The organism is Kribbella sp. VKM Ac-2571, assembly GCF_004362255.1.
GTDB classification, from domain to species: Bacteria; Actinomycetota; Actinomycetes; order Propionibacteriales; family Kribbellaceae; genus Kribbella; species Kribbella pratensis.
Map to the genome: position 1 here is coordinate 90,883 of NZ_SNWS01000024.1, position 20,073 is coordinate 110,955.

15 protein-coding genes are annotated in these 20,073 nt (G+C 68.1%); 9 read left to right on the forward strand and 6 right to left on the reverse strand.

The window, feature by feature from the left end; translation table 11 throughout:
* The first annotated feature begins 117 nt into the window (after positions 1-117).
* The 3 genes from EV651_RS37610 to EV651_RS37620 all read left to right on the forward strand — a co-directional run bounded on the left by EV651_RS37610 (position 118) and on the right by EV651_RS37620 (position 5,753).
* The gene (locus tag EV651_RS37610) at positions 118-1,332 is read left to right on the forward strand and encodes a winged helix-turn-helix domain-containing protein (RefSeq protein WP_133790327.1); all 1,215 of its coding nucleotides are present in this window, start codon (positions 118-120) and stop codon (positions 1,330-1,332) included.
* Positions 1,333-1,519: 187 nt separating this feature from the next.
* Entirely contained in the window at positions 1,520-4,492 is a 2,973-nt protein-coding gene (secA, locus tag EV651_RS37615) for a preprotein translocase subunit SecA (protein WP_133790329.1), read from the forward strand.
* A 355-nt stretch (positions 4,493-4,847) separates the two neighbouring features.
* Positions 4,848-5,753, forward strand: coding sequence for a nitronate monooxygenase family protein (locus EV651_RS37620; RefSeq protein ID WP_238157450.1), 906 nt, complete (start codon positions 4,848-4,850; stop codon positions 5,751-5,753).
* Here EV651_RS37620 and EV651_RS37625 read toward each other — a convergent pair.
* From EV651_RS37625 to EV651_RS37650, 5 genes are read right to left on the reverse strand one after another with little or no spacing between them, the layout of a single operon-like run.
* On the reverse strand, positions 5,717-7,012 hold the full coding sequence (locus EV651_RS37625) for an alpha-glucosidase/alpha-galactosidase (protein ID WP_133790333.1): 1,296 nt from the start codon (positions 7,010-7,012) through the stop codon (positions 5,717-5,719). The two genes, EV651_RS37620 and EV651_RS37625, sit on opposite strands and share 37 nt — an antisense overlap.
* Complete coding sequence (locus EV651_RS37630) at positions 7,009-7,929, reverse strand: carbohydrate kinase family protein (RefSeq protein WP_133790335.1); 921 nt, start codon at positions 7,927-7,929, stop codon at positions 7,009-7,011. Before EV651_RS37630 ends, EV651_RS37625 begins: the two co-directional genes overlap by 4 nt.
* Positions 7,930-7,931: 2 nt before the next feature.
* Positions 7,932-9,659: an ABC transporter permease subunit gene (locus EV651_RS42785; RefSeq protein ID WP_238157452.1), complete on the reverse strand. Its 1,728-nt coding sequence runs from the start codon at positions 9,657-9,659 to the stop codon at positions 7,932-7,934.
* Positions 9,659-10,960 (reverse strand): ABC transporter substrate-binding protein, encoded by a 1,302-nt coding sequence (locus EV651_RS37645; protein WP_133790338.1) that lies wholly within the window; start codon positions 10,958-10,960, stop codon positions 9,659-9,661. The genes EV651_RS42785 and EV651_RS37645 overlap by 1 nt, the downstream gene beginning before the upstream one ends.
* A gap of 32 nt (positions 10,961-10,992) precedes the next feature.
* Complete coding sequence (locus tag EV651_RS37650; RefSeq protein WP_238157453.1) at positions 10,993-11,805, reverse strand: endo alpha-1,4 polygalactosaminidase; 813 nt, start codon at positions 11,803-11,805, stop codon at positions 10,993-10,995.
* Positions 11,806-12,080: 275 nt separating this feature from the next.
* On the opposite strand from EV651_RS37650, the gene EV651_RS37655 reads away from it, so the two are divergent.
* Genes EV651_RS37655 through EV651_RS37680 form a run of 6 tightly spaced genes read left to right on the forward strand, consistent with a single transcriptional unit; the run spans position 12,081 to position 19,059 of the window.
* A complete protein-coding gene (locus tag EV651_RS37655; RefSeq protein WP_133790342.1) occupies positions 12,081-13,103 on the forward strand; it encodes a LacI family DNA-binding transcriptional regulator in 1,023 nt (340 codons plus the stop codon).
* Between the two features lie 10 nt (positions 13,104-13,113).
* Positions 13,114-14,382 carry an extracellular solute-binding protein gene (locus EV651_RS37660; RefSeq protein WP_133790344.1) on the forward strand — a complete coding sequence of 423 codons (1,269 nt, stop codon included), beginning with the start codon at positions 13,114-13,116 and terminating at the stop codon, positions 14,380-14,382.
* Positions 14,379-15,278: a carbohydrate ABC transporter permease gene (locus EV651_RS37665; RefSeq protein ID WP_133790346.1), complete on the forward strand. Its 900-nt coding sequence runs from the start codon at positions 14,379-14,381 to the stop codon at positions 15,276-15,278. The genes EV651_RS37660 and EV651_RS37665 overlap by 4 nt, the downstream gene beginning before the upstream one ends.
* Positions 15,275-16,093, forward strand: a complete 819-nt coding sequence (locus EV651_RS37670) for a carbohydrate ABC transporter permease (RefSeq protein ID WP_133790348.1) — start codon at positions 15,275-15,277, stop codon at positions 16,091-16,093. Before EV651_RS37665 ends, EV651_RS37670 begins: the two co-directional genes overlap by 4 nt.
* An 18-nt stretch (positions 16,094-16,111) precedes the next feature.
* Entirely contained in the window at positions 16,112-17,170 is a 1,059-nt protein-coding gene (locus EV651_RS37675; protein ID WP_238157454.1) for a glycosidase, read from the forward strand.
* On the forward strand, positions 17,167-19,059 hold the full coding sequence (locus tag EV651_RS37680; RefSeq protein ID WP_133790350.1) for a hypothetical protein: 1,893 nt from the start codon (positions 17,167-17,169) through the stop codon (positions 19,057-19,059). The genes EV651_RS37675 and EV651_RS37680 overlap by 4 nt, the downstream gene beginning before the upstream one ends.
* Here the strand turns inward: EV651_RS37680 and EV651_RS37685 are convergent.
* Positions 19,040-20,065, reverse strand: coding sequence for a phosphotransferase (locus tag EV651_RS37685; protein ID WP_133790352.1), 1,026 nt, complete (start codon positions 20,063-20,065; stop codon positions 19,040-19,042). The two genes, EV651_RS37680 and EV651_RS37685, sit on opposite strands and share 20 nt — an antisense overlap.
* Between the last annotated feature and the right edge of the window lie 8 nt (positions 20,066-20,073).

Sequence of the window (20,073 nt, forward strand, 5' to 3'; positions counted from 1 at the left end):
CCGCCGCCCCAACACCAACTTTGAGAAGCCACCGATCATTTTCGAGCCGCGGAAATGGTCGGTGGCTTCTCAAAGTCGGAGCGGGGACTGTCGGTGGGGCCCGGCAGAATTCGGGGTATGACGACGCAGTTGCAGGTCTCGACGGCTCAGGCGCGGCGGGTGGCGCTTGCGGCGCAGGGCTTCACGGACCCGCGGCCCAAGGGCGTCCCCGACATGCGGGCCCTGACCCGGGTGCTGGGTCGCATCGGGCTGATCCAGATCGACTCGGTCAACGTGCTGAGCAGAACGCAGTACCTGCCGCTCTACTCCCGCCTCGGCCCGTACCCGCGTGAGCTGCTGGACCGCGCCGCCGGGAAGGCCCCACGCCGCCTGGTGGAGTACTGGGCGCACGAGGCGTCGCTGATCCCGGTCGAGACGCACCCGTTGATGCGCTGGCGGATGGCCCGGGCGACGACCGAGGCGTGGGGCGGCCCGCGGTCGATCGCGAAGGAGCGGCCGGACCTGCTCAAGCAGGTGCTCTCCGACGTCCGGAACCACGGTCCGCTGACCGCCCGCGAGATCGACGACGACGTCGAGCGCGCCAGGGACAACTGGGGCTGGAACTGGTCCGACGTCAAGCGCGCCCTCGAGTTCCTGTTCTTCGCCGGCGAGATCACGGTCGCCCGCCGCAACCAGCAGTTCGAGCGGCTGTACGACGTACCGGAAAGGGTGCTGCCCAGCGCTGTCGTCGAGACGCCGACCCCGACGCTCGACGAGGCGCACCGCGGGCTCGTGTCGATCGCGGCCCGGGCCCACGGGGTGGCCACCGCGCAGTGCCTGCGGGACTACTTCCGGACCGCGCCCGCGCCGACGCAGCAGGCGATCTCCGAGCTGGTCGAGGAGGGCGAGCTCCTCCCGGTCCGGATCGACGGCTGGAAACGCCCGGCGTACCTGCATCGCGACGCGCGGCTGCCGCGCCGGGTGAACACGCGGGCTCTGGTCAGCCCGTTCGACTCGCTGGTGTTCGAGCGCACCCGGACCGAAGTCCTGTTCGACTTCCGGTACCGGATCGAGATCTACGTCCCGGCGGAGAAGCGCATCCACGGGTACTACGTGCTGCCCTTCCTGCTCGGGGACCGGCTGGTCGCGCGGGTCGACCTCAAGGCCGACCGCCCCGGTGGTGTGCTGCTCGTCCAGGCGGCGCACGCGGAGCCGAAGGCGCCCGTGGAGACCGCCGAGGAGCTGGCCGAGGAGCTCGTCCAGCTGGCCGGATGGCTCGGGCTGGACCAGGTCCGGGTGGCCGGCGGCGGTGACCTGTCGCCAGCGCTCAGTGACGCTCTGCGCGGTTCCTGAGGACCACCTGGGAACTTTCGCGCACGCTCGGACGTGGGTGCAGTGGGGCTCGAGGCACGCTGCGGGCGTGGCTTGGCACACCCGGCCCCGTACGATGGGGGACGCACGCCTTCCCGGTGGGTCGGCCGTGCCCTGTCGGCGTTCGGCCGCAACCCAGGCTTCAGCAGCAAGGAGTGAACTCCCCACCATGAAGGTTGTCGACAAGGTTCTGCGGATCGGCGAGGGCAAGATCCTCCGCCAGTTGCAGGGCATCGCGAAGATGGTCAACTCCATCGAGGACGACTTCGTCAACATGACCGACGAGGAGCTGCGCGCGCAGACCGCGGAGTTCAAGGAGCGTCACGAGAACGGGGAGTCCCTGGACGCGCTGCTCCCGGAGGCCTTCGCGGTGGTCCGGGAGGCCGCCAAGCGGACGCTGCACCAGCGGCACTACGACGTCCAGATCATGGGTGGGGCCGCGCTGCACCTGGGCAACATCGCGGAGATGAAGACCGGTGAGGGCAAGACCCTGGTCGGCACGCTCCCGACCTACCTGAACGCGCTGTCCGGCAAGGGCGTGCACGTGGTCACGGTGAACGACTACCTGGCCAAGTACCAGGCCGAGTGGATGGGCCGGGTGTACCACTTCCTCGGCCTCGACTACGGCGTGATCCTGCCGGAGATGACCCCGGCCGAGCGCCGGATCGCCTACGCCAAGGACATCACCTACGGCACCAACAACGAGTTCGGCTTCGACTACCTGCGCGACAACATGGCGAGCAGTATCGAGGACTGCGTCCAGCGCGAGCACAACTACGCGATCGTGGACGAGGTGGACTCGATCCTGGTCGACGAGGCCCGGACCCCGCTGATCATCTCCGGCCCGGCCGAGGACAGCCAGCGCTGGTACGTCGAGATGGCCCGGATCGCGAACTCGCTGAAGGCGTGGACGCTGGCCGACGAGGCGGAGCTGAAGCGGAAGAACCCGCGGATCACCGACCTCGAGATCGACGAGACCAAGCGCCGGGTCGCCGACTACGACGTGGACGAGAAGAAGCGCACGGTCGCGATCCTCGAGCGCGGGATCGAGAAGGTCGAGGACCGGCTCGGTATCGACAACCTGTACGAGTCGGCCAACACCCCGCTGATCAGCTACCTGAACAACGCGCTGAAGGCCAAGGACCTGTTCCACCGGGACAAGGACTACGTGGTGGTCGACGACGGCGAGGTGCTGATCGTCGACGAGCACACCGGCCGGACGCTGCACGGCCGCCGCTACAACGAGGGCCTGCACCAGGCGATCGAGGCCAAGGAAGGCGTCGAGATCAAGGAGGAGTACCAGACCCTCGCGACGATCACGCTGCAGAACTACTTCCGCCTCTACACCAAGCTGGCCGGCATGACCGGTACGGCGATGACCGAGGCGAACGAGTTCTCCAAGGTCTACAAGCTCGGCGTGGTGCCGATCCCGACCAACAAGCCGATGATCCGGGTCGAGGAGCGGGACCTGATCTACCGCACCGAGGACGCCAAGTTCGACGCGGTGGTCAAGGACATCGTCGAGGTGCACGCGACCGGCCAGCCGATCCTGGTCGGCACGACGTCGGTGGAGAAGTCCGAGCGGCTGTCCCGGATGCTGCTCAAGGAGAACATCAAGCACGAGGTGCTGAACGCGAAGCAGCACGCGCGGGAGGCGGCGATCGTCGCCGAAGCCGGCCGCAAGGGCGCGGTCACGGTGGCCACCAACATGGCCGGTCGTGGTACCGACATCATCCTCGGCGGCAACCCGGAGTTCCTGGCCGACAAGGAGCTGCGCGCGCGCGGCATCGACCCCGCCGAGGACATCGAGCAGTACGAGGCCGAGTACCCGGCGATGCTCGAGCGGTTCGAGAAGCAGGTGAAGGAGGAGCAGGAAGAGGTCCGCGAGCTCGGCGGCCTCTACGTCCTCGGCACCGAGCGGCACGAGTCCCGCCGGATCGACAACCAGCTGCGCGGTCGCGCCGGCCGGCAGGGCGACCCGGGCAAGTCCCGGTTCTACCTGTCGCTCGAGGACGACCTGATGCGGCTGTTCAAGCGCGAGATGGTCGACTGGGCGATGTCGCGGAACAACGACGACAGCCAGCCGCTGGAGAACAAGGTCGTCACGAAGGCGATCGCGTCGGCGCAGGGTCAGGTCGAGGCGCAGAACTTCGAGACCCGGAAGAACATCCTGAAGTACGACGACGTGATGAACCGCCAGCGGCACGTCGTGTACGACGAGCGCCGCCGCGTGCTCGAGGGCGCCGACCTGCGCGACCAGGTGCAGGACATGCTCGAGGAGACCGTCACCGGGTACGTGCAGGGCGCGACCGCGGACGGGTTCGCCGAGGACTGGGACCTGGACGCGCTGTTCACCGCGATGAAGACGCTGTACCAGACCGAGCTCACCGAGGAGCAGCTGATCGAGGAGGCCGGCGGCGAGAAGGCCGGCCTGACGCAGGACTTCCTGATCGAGCGCTTCCTCGAGGACGCGACCGCGGCGTACGACCGCCGTGAGGAGCTGCTCGGCGAAGAGGCGATGCGCGAGCTGGAGCGCCGCGTCGTACTGAGCGTCCTGGACCGGAAGTGGCGCGAGCACCTGTACGAGATGGACTACCTGCGTGAGGGCATCGGCCTGCGGGCAATGGCGCAGCGCGATCCGCTGGTCGAGTACCAGCGCGAGGGCTACGACATGTTCGCCTCGATGATGGAGTCGATCAAGGAGGAGTCCGTCGGCTTCATCTTCAACGTCGAGGTGGATGTCGAGGCGATGCGCGCCGAGATGGAGCTCGCGAACGAGGCTGCGCTCGCGGACGAGGACAACCTCCAGGGCCGCCGGATCCAGGACATCCTCGGCTCCGGGCCGGCGGCGGCGGAGCTCGCCGGCGCCGAGGACGAGGAGCGACCGCAGGACACCCCGCGGCCGCGGGACACGCCGCGCCTGCGGGCCAAGGGCCTCACCAACGAGCCGCGTCCGCAGCGGCTGACGTACTCGGCGCCGACGATCGACGGTGACGACGAGGTCGCGATGCACCAGGACGCCGTCGAGGGAGGCACCCTGGAGTACGCCGGCACACCGCGCAACGCCGCCTGCCCCTGCGGCTCCGGCAAGAAGTACAAGCGCTGCCACGGCGACCCCCAGTCCGACGTCTACAAGTTCTAACCACCACCCACCAACGGCCGGTTCCCCACGCGGGGAGCCGGCCGTTTCGCGTGGGTGTGAACAGGAACTCGGGCGTGAGCGGGGGAAATAACCTGTTCACCCCCACCGCCGCGCGGGTCCACCCCCACCTCCCGCCCGCCGAGCGAGTGCCCCGTATGCCACCGCGGGCAGCGGTTGTGGTGCGGGCGACGGTGCGGCAGGGTGCGGAGCCGCCACGGCGGGGTGGGGGTGGTGCCGGCCGCGGTGCGTACTGGTGTGGTGCTGGTTATGGCGGGGTGGGGTGGGGGTGTGGTGCGCTTGGGGTATGTGGCTGCGGGAGAGGTTTGGGGTTCGGGTGCCGGTGGTTGGGGCGCCGATGGCTTATGTCGGTGGCGGGGAGCTGACTGCGGCGATCTCCGCCGCGGGTGGGTTGGGGATGCTCGGGGCGGGCTCGGCTGTCACGGCTGACTGGATCCGGACCGAGGGAGCGATCGCGGCGGCAGCTGGGACGCCGTACGGGATCGGGTTGATGGCTTGGTCGTTGAAGGATCATCCTGAGCACCTGGAAGCGGTGCTGGAGTTGCGGCCTGCGCTGGTGTCGCTCAGCTTCGGGGATTACACGCCGTACGTCGCCCCGCTCCAGGAGGCCGGGATCGTCGTAGCGACGCAGGCCGGCACGGTCGCGGACGCGCGGGAGGCTGTGGACGCCGGTGTGGACGTGATCGTTGCCCGCGGCGCCGAAGCCGGCGGGCACGGCAGGAACGCCGTCGCCACCCTCCCGCTGCTGCAGGCGATCCTTGACGCGACCGACCTGCCCGTACTCGCGGGTGGCGGGATCTCCGGCCCACGCGGTCTGGCTGCCGTGATGGCCGCCGGCGCAGTCGGCGGCTGGATCGGTACGGCGTTCCTCACCTGCGTCGAGGCGCAGACCAAGGAACCGGCGCGGCAGCGCATCATCGAGGCCGACGAGACCGATACCGTCTACGGAACAGTGTTCGACGCCGCCTCACGCGCCGGCTGGCCGGACGAGTTCGGTGGGCGCGCCCTCCGCAACGCCTTCTTCGACACCTGGGAAGGACGCGAGGAGGAGCTGAAGACCGAGGACTCGGCCCACGCCCTCTGGGTCGAAGGGTCCAAGACCGCCGACCCCGCCCGCGCGTCGATCTACGCGGGCCAGGGCGTCGGCGCACTGACCGGTCAACCTACAGCGGCCGAGGTCCTCGCCGGTTTCGCGACGTACCGCGACTATCTGAGCGCCGCCCTCAACGACGGGTCCAAGTAGTTGCGGTGAGCAAGCACCAGGTCGTTGCACAGCTCCCAGATCTGCTCGACGGGTAGTGCGGCCGCGGTCGCCGGGTCGACCATGACGGCCTGGCGGATCGCCCGCGGATCCTCCTCGATCGCTGCCTGTACGGCGAGTTCGGCCACGTTCAGGTACGAACGGTTGAGCGCCGCGCACTGCGCCGGGAGTGCTCCGACCGCGGTCGGCCGGACACCGGACGCGTCCACCAGACACGGGACCTCCACGACGGCCCCGGACTGCAGGTTGGGGATCAGGCCGGTGTTCGGTACGTTCCCGTAGACCGTCCGGGGCGTGCCGGTGACGATGCTGTGGATGATCTGCGGGGCGTACTCCATCGTGGGGTCGACCTCGACCGGCTCGCCCGCCTTCAACGCGTTGCGGGTCTGCTCGTACGACGCGAGGTTGTCCGCGACGATGTCGAGGTACGCGCCGATCGGCAGCCGGAGTCGCTCGATCTCGCGCGCATGCCCGAGGTACCACGGGACGTACTCCGCGGAGTGCTCGCTCGTCTCGGTCGGGTAGAACCCGAGCCGCCGGTACATGTCCACCCGGACCCGGCGCAGCAGTTCCGGGTCCGCCGCGATCGCCTCGTCCAACCGGTCGTAGAGGTTCTCGGCTCCGCGTTCGAACCGCAGTACCCACGACTGATGGTTCACCCCGGCGGCCAGGTAGGTGACGTCGTCGTACGGTACGCCGACCAGCTCGGACAGCCCCTGCATCGTCCAGTACACCGAGTGGCAGAGCCCGACGACGTTGCGGACCCCGAGCGCCTTGAGGTACCAGACGTTCATCACCATCGGATTGGTGTAGTTGAGCAGCCATGCGTCCGGGCAGACGTCGGCGATGTCCTTCGCGAGCCCCCGCAGTACGGGGAATGTCCGCAGCGCGCGGAACACCCCACCGACGCCGAGCGTGTCGCCGATCGTCTGCCGGATCCCGTACCGGGCGGGGATCTCGAAGTCGACGTGGGTCGCCGCGTTCATCCCGACCTGCACGATGTTGATGACGAAGTCGGCGCCGTCCAACGCTGCCCGGCGCTCGAGATGCTTGCTGATCCGCGGTACGACGCCACGCTCCCGGGCGATGTACGCCGCCGCGGCCGCAGCCGTCTCGAGCCGCTCGGGGTCGATGTCGTGCAAAGCGATCTCAACCGGCCCGAGCTCGAGCGCGAACAGATCGGCGAGCAGACCCTGCGTGAACACCACACTGCCCGCGCCGATGAAGGCGATCTTCCTCATGTCGTCATGCTTTCTACTGCCTCGTTCCAGTCGGGTTGTGCGGCGGTGCCGCCTGCGGCGCGGGTTGAGAGCGAACCGCAGGCCGCGGCGATCGCCAGGGCACGGTCGGTCCGGGATCCGTTGAGTACGGCGGCCACCCAGCCGGCGTCGAAGCTGTCGCCTGCTCCGACGGCGTCGATCGTGTCGACCTTGAGCGCCGGTGCGGTGACGACTTTCGACCCGTTGTGCGCGATGGCGCCGTCGACGCCGTTCTTGACCACGACGAGAGGGCCGCGGCGGGCGAGGATGCCGGCGGCGTCCTCGACCTGGTGATGGCCGGTCAGGGCCAGAGCCTCGGCGGCGTTGGGGAGGAAATAGTCGGTGACCCGCAGGATCGGGTCGAGGACCGACCGGTCCCAGCGTCCGGTGGGATCGTCGTTCGGATCCAGTGACGTGGTCGCCTTCGCCGCCTTCGCCTCCTTGAAGATCCCGGCCAGCCCAGCGGCCAACTCGGGCAACAGGTAGAACGACGCCGCATGCACGTGCCGCACCGACCGCACCAGCTCCAGCGGTACGTCGTCCGCGGTCGTACTGGGCAGACATCCAGGAGACGTGAGGATCGCGCGATCGTCGCCCGAGGTGAGGATCGCGGTGAGGGGCGTCGGCAGCGAGGAGTCGACCACCAGCGCGTCGACGTTCACGCCCCGGTCGGCAAGCGACGTACGGACGAAGTCGCCCGCGGGGTCGTCGCCGACGCGACCGGCGAACGCGACGCTGAGCCCGAGCCGGGCCGCGCCGCACGCCATGATCGACGCGGAGCCGCCGAGAACCAGCGACCCGGCCGGAACCAGACGCTCCCGCTGACCGAACAGGATCGGTTGGTCAACGGGCCCGATCACCACATCAGGGTTGGCGTCGCCAATGACAAGCAGGTCCATAGTCAGCCTTTGAGTCCGGTGGAGGCCAGAGAGCGGATGAACGCCTTCTGGGCCAGGAGAAACCCCAGCAGGACGGGCAGCACGGTGATGACGTTGCCGGCCATCACGGCCGACCACTGGGTGTGGTGCTGTCCCTGGAACGTGGTGAGTCCCAGCTGGAGGGTGTAGGTGGTGTCGGTGTTGATCGCGATCAACGGCCAGGTCAGGTCGTTCCAGGTCGCGAGGAAGGTCAGTACGGCGACAGTGCTCAGCGCCGGCCGCGCGAGCGGCAGCACGATCGACACCAGGATCCGGAGCCGCCCGCAGCCGTCGATCCAGGCCGCCTCCTCGAGCTCGCGGGGCAGCGACACGAAGAACTGCCGGAACAGAAACACGGAAAGCGGTGTCACCAGCGACGGCACGATCAGCGCGCCGAGGGTGTCGATCAGGCCGAGCTGCTTCATGACCAGGAACGTCGGGATCATCGTCAGCTGGAACGGGATCACCATCGTCGCCAGCATCAGCCCGAGGACGAGCTTCGACCCGGCGAACCGGATCCGCGCGAACGCGTACCCGCCGAGCGACCCGAGCACCAGGTTCGCCGTCACCGCCACCGCGGAAACGATGAAGGAATTCAGGAACCAGCGCGGAAACAGCGCGTTTCCGAGCACGTACCGGTAGCCGTCGAGCTTGATCCCGTGCGGCCACAGCGCCGGCGGAAAACGGTTGATTTCCGCGTTGCTCATCACCGAGCTGACGAGCAGCCACACCAACGGCAGCGCGAACAGCAACGCCAGCGGCGCGAGCACAAGATGCCAACCGCTGAAAGGCAATCTCTTCATCGGGCAGCCGCCCTCCGCCGATAGATCTGCAAGGCGGCGCCGACCACCAGCAACGCGACGGCCAGCGTGTACGCCGCTGCCGCGCTGTAGCCGGCCGTGAACGTCTTGAAGGCCTTCTCCCAGATGAAGTACACGATCACCGTCGTCGACCCGAGCGGTCCGCCCTTCGTGGTGACGAACACCTGCAACGCGTTGATGGTCTGGAACAGCAGCAGGAAGATCGTGACCGGTGCCAGCGCGGGCAGCGTCACGTGCCGCAGCACCCCCCAAACGGCCGGCGCCGTCGATCCGCGCCGCCTCGACCAGCTCGGCCGAAACCCCTTGCAGGCCGGCGAGATAGACGATCACGCAGAACCCAGTGCCGCTCCACAACGAGATCGCGACCAACAGGTACAGCGCCTGACCCGGATCGCTGAAGAACCCCTGCGCCGGCAGGCCGAGCTTGTGCAGCAACGAGTTCGCGACACCGAACTCCGGATCGAGCACGAACGAGAACAGCACGCCCTGCGCCGCCGCCGACACCACGAACGGCACGAACACCAACGTCCGGTACAGCCCGATCAGCGCGATCTTCCGGTCCAGCGCGATCGCGATCCCCAACCCGGCGACCACGCTCAACGGCACGTACAGCGCCGTGTAGATCAGCGTGTGCGAGACCGCCGACCCGAACGCCGGATCCTTCACCAGCGCCTTGTAGTTCGCCAGTCCGACCCACTCGCTCGGCGACACCAGATCGTTCACCTGGAACGACAACAGCAACGACCACAGCACCGGTACGACGCTCAGCCCGAGAATGATCACCACCGACGGACTGACGAAGGCCCACCCGGTCGCCCCTTCACCGCGAGCCCGCCGTTTGGCGGCCCGGGAGCGTGGATCGACGGTGAACGTCCCGACCACGCTGGCCATCAGTTCGGCACCGCCAGCACCTGGTTGCACTGGTCGACGGCCTGCTTCAACGCGTCCGCCGGACTCTGCTTCCCGAGCAGTACGGCGGCGATCGCCGCACCCATGTGCTCCGAGATCTTCGGGTACGTCGAGATCGTCGGCCGCACCTTCGCGGTGTCGAGGGCCGTCACGAACACCTCGAGCCCGTTGGTCTGCGTCGAGTGCTTCTTCCACTGCGGCAACTCGGCCGTCGCCTTGGTGATCGGCAGGCTGCCGCCCTTGATGTCCCACTGGATGTCCTGCGCCGGGTCGGCCAGCCAGGTGACGAACTCGGTGGCCGCCTTCACCTTGGCCTTGCCGTTGTCGAAGATCGTCCAGGTGTCCGGCCCCGAGATCGTGATCGGCTTCCCGGAGTACGACGGCAGCGGCACCACGCCGTACTCGATGCCGTTGTCCTTCAGTTCGGGGAGCTGCCAGGGGCCGGTGGCAACCATCCCCATCCGCCCGCCGAGGAACACCTGGTACAGCTGCTCGCTGCCCGGCTTCGGGTCGACGTACAGCGACTTGTCGCTCCGCAACCGGTCCAGCGTTTCCAGGGCCTTCGTCCCGACCGAGTCGAATCCGGCCTTCTTGCCGTCGCCGCTGACCACGTCGCCGCCGAGGTCCCAGATCATCGGCCAGATCCGCCAGACCGTGTCCTCGTCGCCGACGCCCGGCCAGCCGGTGCCGAAGATGCCCTTGGCCGGGTTGGTCAGTTGCTTGGACGTGGCAACGAAATCGTCCCAGCTCCAGCCGGCCTTCGGCGGGGCCACACCGGCCGCGGCGAACAGCTTCTTGTTGTAGACGACGCACAGCGAGTCGAGCAGTGCGGGAGCGGCCCGGACCTTGTCCTTCACGCTGACCGCGTCCTTCGCCGCCGGCCAGTAGTCGTCGATCTTCAGCTGGCCGGTGAGATCGGCGACCTTGGGAGACTTGGTCAGGCTGGCGAGGTCCGACCCGAAGATGTATGCGATGTCCGGGTAGGACCCCGCCGCCAGACCCGCGGTGACCTTCTGCAGCATGCTGTCCGCGGTCACACCGCCACCGCCGCCGACCACCTTGATCTTCGGGTGCGACTGGTTGAACGCTGTGATGAGGGAGTCGATCGCGGCCTTGCCGGTATCCACCTGGCCGTGCCAGAGGTCGAGCGTCACGACACCGTCGGCGTCGGCCCCTTCGGCGTCGTCGTTCTTCTTGCAGGCGCCGAGGGTGCCTGCGGCCGCGACGACGGCGGCCGCGCGGAGAATGTCACGACGGGACAGGTTTCGAGCATGCTGAGACATGGCGGTCTCCGGAGAGGTTGGAGGAAGGAGTTTCAGCAGGTCTTGCGGACGTACCCGGAGTCGCCCGGGACGGAGACGTCCACATCGCGCTGCACGATCGAGAGCGTTCCGCCGTACTGCGAACACGCCGTACGCCGGCCTTTGTCGGTGTACTCGATCACGATCACGTTGTTGCCGAAGGCATCCACATAGTCACCGCACTCGTCGTACTGGCCGCACTCCTCGGCGACCGCGAAGTCCAGGCCGACCGAGCCGCGTTGGCCGGCCAGCTCGACCGTGTTCTTCTGGCCGATGGCGAGGCTCTTGCTGTGTGCGTGGGTGGCCAGCAGGCTCAGGTAGGCCTTCGCCTGGCCGGCGGTGAGGAGGTTCTTCGAGCGGGTGTAGCTGTCGTAGTTGTCGGGCTCGATCGCCTGGTAGCCCTTGGCCGCGCAGCCGTCGATCCAGCCGTTGACCTTGGCGGCGATCCGGGTCCGTTTGGCCGCCGTCCGGAGGTCGAGCAGCGGTTCGCCCCAATCCTCGTCGATGACGAGCTTGCCTGCAGCATCGCGGAGCAGCAGGTCGGCGTCCCACTGGCCCTGTTCGCCGGGCTGGACCTGGAAGGCGTTGACATAGCAGATGTTGTAGAGCCCGGACGCCGGAACGGCAGTCCGGTCGCGGGTGACCACCTGGACACCGGTGGGCGGGGTGTACGCGCCGCCGATCTGGTAGTCGAACCTCGCGTGCGTCGGCGGGAGCGTGACGGCCGCGTCGGCGGGGTGTCGGGTGAGGGTGGAGGCGGTGACTGCGAGCGCTGGCGTGAGAATGGCCGCGGCTGTCACCAGCAGGCGGCGGACGAGTCTGGACACGATTGGCTCCATCGGTCCCGGGGACGCGACCCCGCCTCGGGCTTCTCACCGCCCTGGCGCCGGGAAACCGGACTTCAGGCCGTCGGCCTGGTACCGGCTGGGTGCGTCACTGCCGACCAGTCAAGCGCCGCGACAACGACTCCGTCAAGCGATCGGCTGCAAACGAGTGCGCGGAACTCCCCGCAGATTGCGCTACTGCGCACCCCGCGAGATCTTGACAGGCGCGGTTTAAACCGGTTTAACTCGTCTTTAAACCGGTTTAATGAGGAGTTCGAGTGACCAAACGGCCGACGATCGCGGATGTGGCGCGCCGGGCCGGCGTGTCCAAGGGTTCGGTGTCGTTCGCGCTCAACGGGCGCCCCGGGCTGGCGCAGTCGACGGTCGACAAGATCCTCGCGGCCGCCGACGAGCTCGGCTGGCGACCGAGCAACCGCGCGCGGTCGCTGTCGGTCTCGAAGGCGTTCGCGCTCGGCCTGGTGATCACCCGGGACCCGGCCGTGCTGTCGTCGGACCCGTTCTTCCCGGCGTTCATCGCCGGAGTCGAGAGCGTGCTGTCGACGCGGGGGCAGGCGCTGGTCCTGCAGGTGGTGACGGCAGGGGAGTCCGAGGAGGACGGGTACCGGCGGCTCGCGCAGGACGCGCGGGTCGACGGGGTGTTCCTGTCCGACCTCCGGCACGACGATCCGCGGATCGGCCTGCTGGTCGAGCTCGGCCTGCCCGCGGTCACCCTGAACCGTCCGGACGGCGACTCGCCGTTCCCGGCGGTAACCCTCGACGACCGGCCGGGCACGGTGGCGGTCGTCGAGCACCTCGTCGGACTCGGACACACCCGGATCGCGCAGGTCGCCGGTCCGCCCGCGTTCGTGCACGCCACAGCACGGTCCACGGCCTTCACCGACACTCTGGCCGCCGCCGGTCTGGAACCGGTCGCGGTCGAGACCGGTGACTTCACGGCGGCCGGCGGGATCGCGGCCACCCGGCGGCTGCTCGCGCTGCCGGAGCCGCCGACCGCGATCTTCTACGCGAACGACCGGATGGCGATCGCGGGTCTCGGTGCCGCGCAAGCCGCGGGCCTGAGCGTGCCGGACGACCTGAGCATCGCCGGCTTCGACGACAGCGAGCTCGCCGAGTACGTGCATCCCGGTCTGACCACGGTCCGCGCCGACCCGTTCCGCTTCGGCGAGGCGGCGGCCCGGACCCTCAACAGGGTCGTCGACGGCGACACCGACGTACCCGACGTCGAGCTGCCGCCCGCCGAACTCGTCGTACGGCGCTCCACCGCCGCACCCCCTTCGTAGGAGGAACCCAATGAAGTTGCAAGCTGGACTGCTGGCCGTGGTTCTGGCCGGCTCGCTCGCCGCGTGCGGGAGCGGCGGTGGCGGCGCTGGTGACGCCGACGCCGCGGCGCAGGCCCGCGGACCGATCACGATCTGGTACTCGAACAACGCCGAGGAAGTGGCCTGGGGCAAGCAGATGGTCGCGGCCTGGAACGCCGAGCACGCAGACCAGAAGGTCACGGCCCAGGAGATCCCGACCGGGAAGTCGTCGGAGGAGGTCATCGGCGCGGCGATCACCGCGGGGAACGCACCCTGCCTGATCTTCAACACCTCGCCGGCGTCGGTCTCGCAGTTCCAGAAGCAGGGCGGTCTGGTGCCGCTGGACGCGTCCTACATCGAGGAGCGGTCCGGTGACGTTGCGCAGCAGTACAAGTCGGCGGACGGCAAGTACTACCAGCTGCCGTGGAAGTCGAACCCGGTGATGATCTTCTACAACAAGAAGATCTTCGCGAAGGCCGGTATCACCGATCCCTCGCTGAAGACGTACGACGAGTTCCTCGCCGCATCGCGCAAGGTGGTGGCGTCGAAGGCGGCGAAGTTCGCGATCTACCCGGCGCCGAGCAACGAGTTCTACCAGTCCTGGTTCGACTTCTATCCGTTGTACGCGGCTGAGACCGGCGGCAAGCAGCTGGTTGCCGATGGCAAGGCGACGTTCGCGTCCGACGAGGGCAAGAAGGTCGCGCAGTTCTGGCGGACGATGTACGCCGACAAGCTCGCCTCGCCGGAGAAGTACACCGGGGACGCGTTCGTGGACGGCACGGCGGCGATGGCCGTGGTCGGTCCGTGGGCGATCGCGACGTACAAGGGCAAGGTCGACTGGGGCGTCGTGCCGGTGCCGACGTCGTCGGGGAAGGCTCCCGAGGAGATCCACACGTTCAGTGACGCGAAGAACGTCGCGATGTACTCCGCGTGCAAGAACCGCGGCACCGCGTCCGACGTGCTGAAGTTCGCGACCAGCAAGGAACAGGACGGAAAGTTCCTGGCCGCGACCGGGCAGATGCCGTTGCGCAAGGACGTCGCGTCGACGTACGCCGACTACTTCGCGAAGAACCCGGAGTACAAGACGTTCGCGGACCAGTCGTCGCGGACCGTCGAGGTTCCGAACGTTCCGAACTCGATCACGATCTGGCAGACCTTCCGCGACGCCTACTCCAAGTCGGTGATCTTCGGCCAGGAAGACATCGGCACAGCCCTCGACGGCGCCGCCCAGAAGGTCGACCAACTCGCCAAGCAGTCATGAGGTCGCGTGGTCCGCTCGGCCGGATTCTCGGTGAGCATCCGGTCGGGACCGCGTTCGTCACGCCGTACGTCGTTTTCCTGGCCGCGGTGTTCGCGTATCCGCTCGGGTTCGCGGTGTACATGTCGTTCCACGACTACTTCTTCGCGGCGCCGGGGGCGATCGTGGAGCGGCCGTTCGTCGGGTTCGACAACTACGTGACGGTGTTGTCGGATCCGGCCGTACGGCGGGCGTTCGGAAACGTTCTGGTGTTTCTGGTCATCAATGTTCCGTTGACGGTCGTCCTGTCGCTGCTGCTCGCGAACGCGCTGAACGCGGCGATTCGGTGGCGGACGTTCTTCCGGGTCTCGTACTACGTCCCGTATGTCACGGCTTCGGTCGCGGTCGTCGGGGTCTGGCTGTTCCTGTTCAACTCCAACGGACTGGTCAACTCCGTCCTGGGTCCGCTCGCGCCCGATCCGTCGTGGCTGGTGAACTCGTCGCTGGCCATGCCGACGGTCGCGATCTACGTCACTTGGAAGCAGCTCGGCTTCTTCATCCTGCTCTACCTGGCCGCGCTGCAGAACGTCTCCAAGGATCTGTACGAGGCCGCGTCGATGGACGGTGCCGGGCGATGGAAATCGTTTCTCAACGTGACAGTTCCTGGTGTGCGGCCGGCGACGACGCTCGTCGTCCTGGTCGCCACGGTGACCGGCGCGAATCTGTTCACCGAGCCGTATCTGCTGACCGGCGGTGGTGGTCCGGACGGCGCTTCCGCGTCTCCGGTTCTGATCATGTACCAGCGCGGGATCGAGCAGGGAAACCCCGATGTGGGTTCGGCGATCGGTGTGTTGCTCGTGATCGGAGTGCTGGCGCTCGCGTTGATCGAAAGGCGTTTCGTGGGGAGGGAGGAGTCGTGAAGCTCAAGTTCGCCGGCCTGCTGGTCGGGGCCTTCGTTTTCCTGTTTCCCTTCTACTACATGCTGATCGGCTCGCTGCAGGCCGAGCCCGATCCGTCGGTCGGCGGCGCGTTTCCGTCGCCGGGGAACCTCACCGGCCACAACTACGCCGAGATCAACCAGTCGATCCATCTCGGCCGGTCGTTGCTCAACTCCGGGATCTTCACCGGCGGCGTGATCCTCGGGACGCTCGTGTTCGGGGTGCTCGCCGGGTACGCGCTGGCACGGTTGCAGTTCCGCGGGCGCGGGCTGGTGTTCAACCTGATGCTGCTGATCCAGGTCGTACCCTTCCAGTTGCTGACGATCCCTCTGTACGTGCTGATCGTGCGCAGCTACGGGCTCGCCGACAGCTACCTCGGGATGATCCTGCCGTTCCTGATCAACTCGACCGCGGTCTTCGTTTTCCGCCAGTATTTCCTGCAGTTGCCGGCCGAGTTGTTCGACGCGGCCCGCATCGACGGGGCGTCGGAGCTGAGCATCCTGTGGCGGATCGCCGTACCGCTGGTGCGGCCGGCTCTGCTGACCGGCGTTCTGCTCACGTTCATCGGGCCGTGGAACGAGTTCCTGTGGCCCTTCCTGATCACCAAGCAGCAGGACCTGCAGCCGCTCGCGGTCTCGCTGTCCAACTACCTCACCACGGTCTCGGCACGGGCCGCGAACCCGTTCGGTGCCGTGCTCGCCGGCGCGTGTGTGCTCGCCGCGCCCGCGGTCACTTTGTTCATCGTCTTCCAGCGCCGCTTCATCTCGACGAACCTGTCGTCGGGCGTCAAAGGCTAATCTCTGAAGGGCTTTTCCGTGACTGTTCCTTACACCCTTACTCGCGTCGGCGTCCTGATGACGGCCGAGCCGGGCAACGAACTCGAGGCGGAGGGGGTGCTGAACCCGGCGACCGGCCACACGCCCGACGGGCAGTTGTACCTACTGCCCCGGCTGGTTGCTGACGGCAACGTGTCGCGGGTCGGCCTGGCCGCCGTCGAGCTGGTGGACGGCGTACCGGTCGGCGTCCGGCGGGAAGGTGTCGTGCTCGCGCCGGACGAAGGCTGGGAGCGCGGCAAGAACAACGCGGGCGTGGAGGATCCACGGGTCACGTTCGTCGCGTCGCTCGGGCTGCACGTGATGACGTACGTCGCCTACGGTCCGCTCGGTCCGAAGCCGGCACTCGCCGTGTCGTCGGACCTTCGCGAGTGGCGCCGGCTGGGGCCGCTGCACTTCGAGTACCAGCCGGATCTGGACACCGATCTGAACCTGTTCCCGAACAAGGACACCGTTTTCTTCCCCGAGCCAGTGCCGGGTCCGGACGGCGAACCGTCGTACGCGATGCTGCACCGGCCGATGTGGGATCTCGGATGGTTCCGCGAGGGCGAGGGTGTGCATCTGCCGGCGGGCGTCACCGACGACCGGCCGGGGATCTGGGTGTCGTTCGTCCCCGTGGCCGCCGTCGAGGACGACCTGCGGAACCTCGTTCATCTGCGTCATCACCGGCTGGTCGCGATGTCGGAGTACCCCTTCGAGGAGTTGAAGATCGGTGCCGGTCCGGCACCGCTGCGGGTCCCCGAAGGCTGGCTCGTCATCCACCACGGCGTCACCGGCGAGCAGCCGGAAGGCTTCGACCCCACTACCCAGAAGGTCTGCTACGCGGCCGGCGCGCTCATCCTCGACCCCGACGACGTCACCCGGGTCGTCGCCCGGACCACCGAACCCCTGATGGTCCCGGAAACCGAGGAGGAAAAAGTCGGAACGGTAGGAAACGTCGTTTTCCCGACCGCCGTCGAAGAGGTCGAAGGCGTGCACTACGTCTTCTACGGCATGGCCGACGCCGCCATCGGCGTGGCCAGATTGGACCGCCTGCCATGAACCCCACCCGCCGCACCGTCCTCGGCGGAGCACTCGCGGTGGCCGCCGCCTCCACGGTCACCCTTCCCGCAGCTGCCTCCACCCGCCTGTCCAATCTCGCCCACCTCGACTTCCTCCGGGCTTCGGTCTCACCACCCGCCGCCGCGGGCCACACCACCTTCGGGTCCGGCCCGTTGGGCGTTCTGTGGACGTACGCCGACCATCAGGCGGATGGCTCGTACCGGAGAATTGGTGGTGGGACCTACGACCCGGCGACGAACACCTACGGGCAAGGCGCCTACAACGCCGACGACATCGCGCGGGCGGCCGTCGTCTACCTGCGGCACTGGAAACTCTTCCACCAGGCGACCTCGCTGCAGACCGCGCGCGACCTGCTGCGAGCGCTCACGTTCTTGCAGTCGCCAAACGGAAACGTCGTGCTCTGGATGCAGCCCGACGGAACGCTCAACCCGAGCGCCGAGCCGGTCGAGCTCCCTGACCCCTCCGACTCCGGGCCGTCGTACTGGCTGGCCCGCACGGTCTGGGCGCTGGGGGAGGGGTACAGCGTTTTCCGCCGGACGGACCGCGCCTTCGCCGCCTTCCTCCGCGACCGCCTCGAGTTGGCGATCGCCGCCCTCGAACGCCAGGTCCTGATCCGCTACGGCCAGTACAACGTCGTCGACGGCCGCCGTCTCCCCGCGTGGCTGATCGTGAACGGCGCGGACGCGACCTCGGAAGCAGTCCTCGGACTCTCGGCGTACGTCGACGCCGGCGGATCGCCCCGGGCCCGTCGAGCCCTCACGCGTTTCGCCGAAGGTATCGCACAGATGCAGGCGGGTTCGACCCGTGAGTGGCCTTTCCGCGCGCTCCTGCCTTGGGGCGAGTCGATCTCCGACTGGCACGCCTGGGGTGCCCAGATGCCCTCGGCCCTCGCCGTCGCCTCGGCCACCCTCGACGAAACCGTTTTCCTCACCGCGGCGATCGGTGACACCGCCGGCTTCACCCCGCTCCTGCTCACCGCCGGAGGGCCCGACAACGGCTGGCTCCCGACACCGATTGACCGATCCCAGATCGCGTACGGCGTCGACGCCCGCCTGCAGGCACTCCTCGCGATCGATCGCCCCGGCCAGAAACATCTCGCAGCCTTCGTCGCCGCCTGGTACTTCGGCGCCAACCGCGCCGGTCAACCCATGTACGACGCCACCACCGGCCGCACGTACGACGGCATCTCCGGCGACGGTGTGATCAACCGCAACTCCGGCGCCGAGTCCACGATCCACGGGCAACTCTCGATGCTCGCCCTCGACGCCCACCCGGACATCGCCCGCCTGTCAGGCGCATCGGCGTACGATGGGCTCCAGATCGTCGAGGCGGAGACTGCCACCGGTGGTGCGGTCGTCACACCGCCATCGGCGTGGACCGGGGAATCCCAATGGAGCAACGGCTCCTACCTTTCCATCGACGGTACGGCGACGTGGACCGTGCCACCGTCATCACAGCCGCGGCTGGTGCTCCCGGTCGTCAACCTCGTCGACACACCCACGCCGGCCCGGAGCACCTGGACGAGCGGCGGCCGCACTCTCGGCACGCTGGTCCATGCCTGCGGTCCGCAAGGCATCTCGGCTGCACCCGGCGCGCTCCAACCGCTGACACTCGCCAACCCGCTCCCTGCCAACGCGACCACGCTCAACGCGCAGACAACGGGCACGGCCCAGTTGGACGCCGTACTGCTGCTCCCGACCATCAGCAGCCTGCGGATCGGAGCAGCGACGTTGCTGGTCAGCGTCGACACCCGGCCGCGCGTAGTCACCGCTAGCGGGCACGCCTACACGTACGACTCCTCCGGCCAGTTGGTTGCCCGCGGCAAACCACTCGTCGTACCTGGAGGTTTCACCGTCGTGCTCGGCTGAGCGCCTCGGCACACCAGTAGGCAACGAACAGCAGGGCCTGGCCGCGCTGGTGGAACAGGTACCTGCTGTCGACCTTGCGGTGATAGGCGTTGTGCGTCGTGTCCGAGGCCCTGCCAAGCAGACCGGGCAGGAGCCAGGCGTACTTCACACCGGACGCCATCACCGCCAGGCGCACCTGATCCGGGTCACCGCGCCAGCCCGCATCCTGCAGGCCGTCGAGGTAGTTGGCGATGCAGGTCTCGGCCAGCTCGGGAATGCGCTCGGCCGGCCAGAACAGGTCGAACACCGCGTCCGGGATGTAGTTGCCGATGTCCTCGCCGAGCGCGCCGTCACCGAGGAACGACCAGTCGAACAGTGCGAGCTCGCCGGTCGGTTTCTGGATCACGTTCGACACCCAGAAGTCGAGATGACAGCGGGCGCGCGGGAGGGACGCGACGAGGTCGAGCAATGCGTCGCGATGGACCAGCAGGCCGGTCCATGCCTCGCGCAGTTCGGCCGGCCAGGTCTCGCGGATCAGCGGCTGCTGCCAGGCCGCGTTGTCGGTCATCAGCTGCCAGGGGACATCGCGGGTCGTCGAGTAGTCGCGCAGGAAGCCCATCGACGTCCAGGGTCGTTCCGGTGCGGGACGGGCCTGCCAGCGGCCGCAGGCGCGTGCGAGGGCTGCATGTTCCGCAAGGCTGAAATGTGTGCCCGGCGTACCGGCGATGTCGTCCATCAGCAATACGGCGCCGTCGGGCTTCTCGTCGATTTGCGCGGCGGGCAGGACCAGTCCGGCGTCGGCGAGTTGTTCGCGGAGCTCGTCGTCGCGATAGACCTCGAGCTCGCGGCGCCAGTAGTTCCAGTGCCGCGGGTCGGTCGACGCGGCCCACGGCCCGGGTGAGTCGCGCGGCCGCCGCAGTTGTTTGCGTACGGCGGTCCGGCCGTCGGCGTACGTCACCCGCTCGACGCTCGCCGTCACCGCGTTGAGCGGGTTGTGCCGCAACGCCGTCGTACCGACCTCGGTCATGAGGAGCA

Coding starts and splice junctions, on each gene's coding strand:
- EV651_RS37665 (WP_133790346.1), top strand. CDS start 14,379: ATGAGGTCGCGTGGTCCGCTCGGCCGGATTCTCGGTGAGCATCCGGTC.
- EV651_RS37620 (WP_238157450.1), top strand. CDS start 4,848: ATGGCTTATGTCGGTGGCGGGGAGCTGACTGCGGCGATCTCCGCCGCG.
- EV651_RS37680 (WP_133790350.1), top strand. CDS start 17,167: ATGAACCCCACCCGCCGCACCGTCCTCGGCGGAGCACTCGCGGTGGCC.
- secA (WP_133790329.1), top strand. CDS start 1,520: ATGAAGGTTGTCGACAAGGTTCTGCGGATCGGCGAGGGCAAGATCCTC.
- EV651_RS37625 (WP_133790333.1), bottom strand. CDS start 7,012: ATGAGGAAGATCGCCTTCATCGGCGCGGGCAGTGTGGTGTTCACGCAG.
- EV651_RS37630 (WP_133790335.1), bottom strand. CDS start 7,929: ATGGACCTGCTTGTCATTGGCGACGCCAACCCTGATGTGGTGATCGGG.
- EV651_RS37660 (WP_133790344.1), top strand. CDS start 13,114: ATGAAGTTGCAAGCTGGACTGCTGGCCGTGGTTCTGGCCGGCTCGCTC.
- EV651_RS37685 (WP_133790352.1), bottom strand. CDS start 20,065: ATGACCGAGGTCGGTACGACGGCGTTGCGGCACAACCCGCTCAACGCG.
- EV651_RS37645 (WP_133790338.1), bottom strand. CDS start 10,960: ATGTCTCAGCATGCTCGAAACCTGTCCCGTCGTGACATTCTCCGCGCG.
- EV651_RS42785 (WP_238157452.1), bottom strand. CDS start 9,659: ATGGCCAGCGTGGTCGGGACGTTCACCGTCGATCCACGCTCCCGGGCC.
- EV651_RS37610 (WP_133790327.1), top strand. CDS start 118: ATGACGACGCAGTTGCAGGTCTCGACGGCTCAGGCGCGGCGGGTGGCG.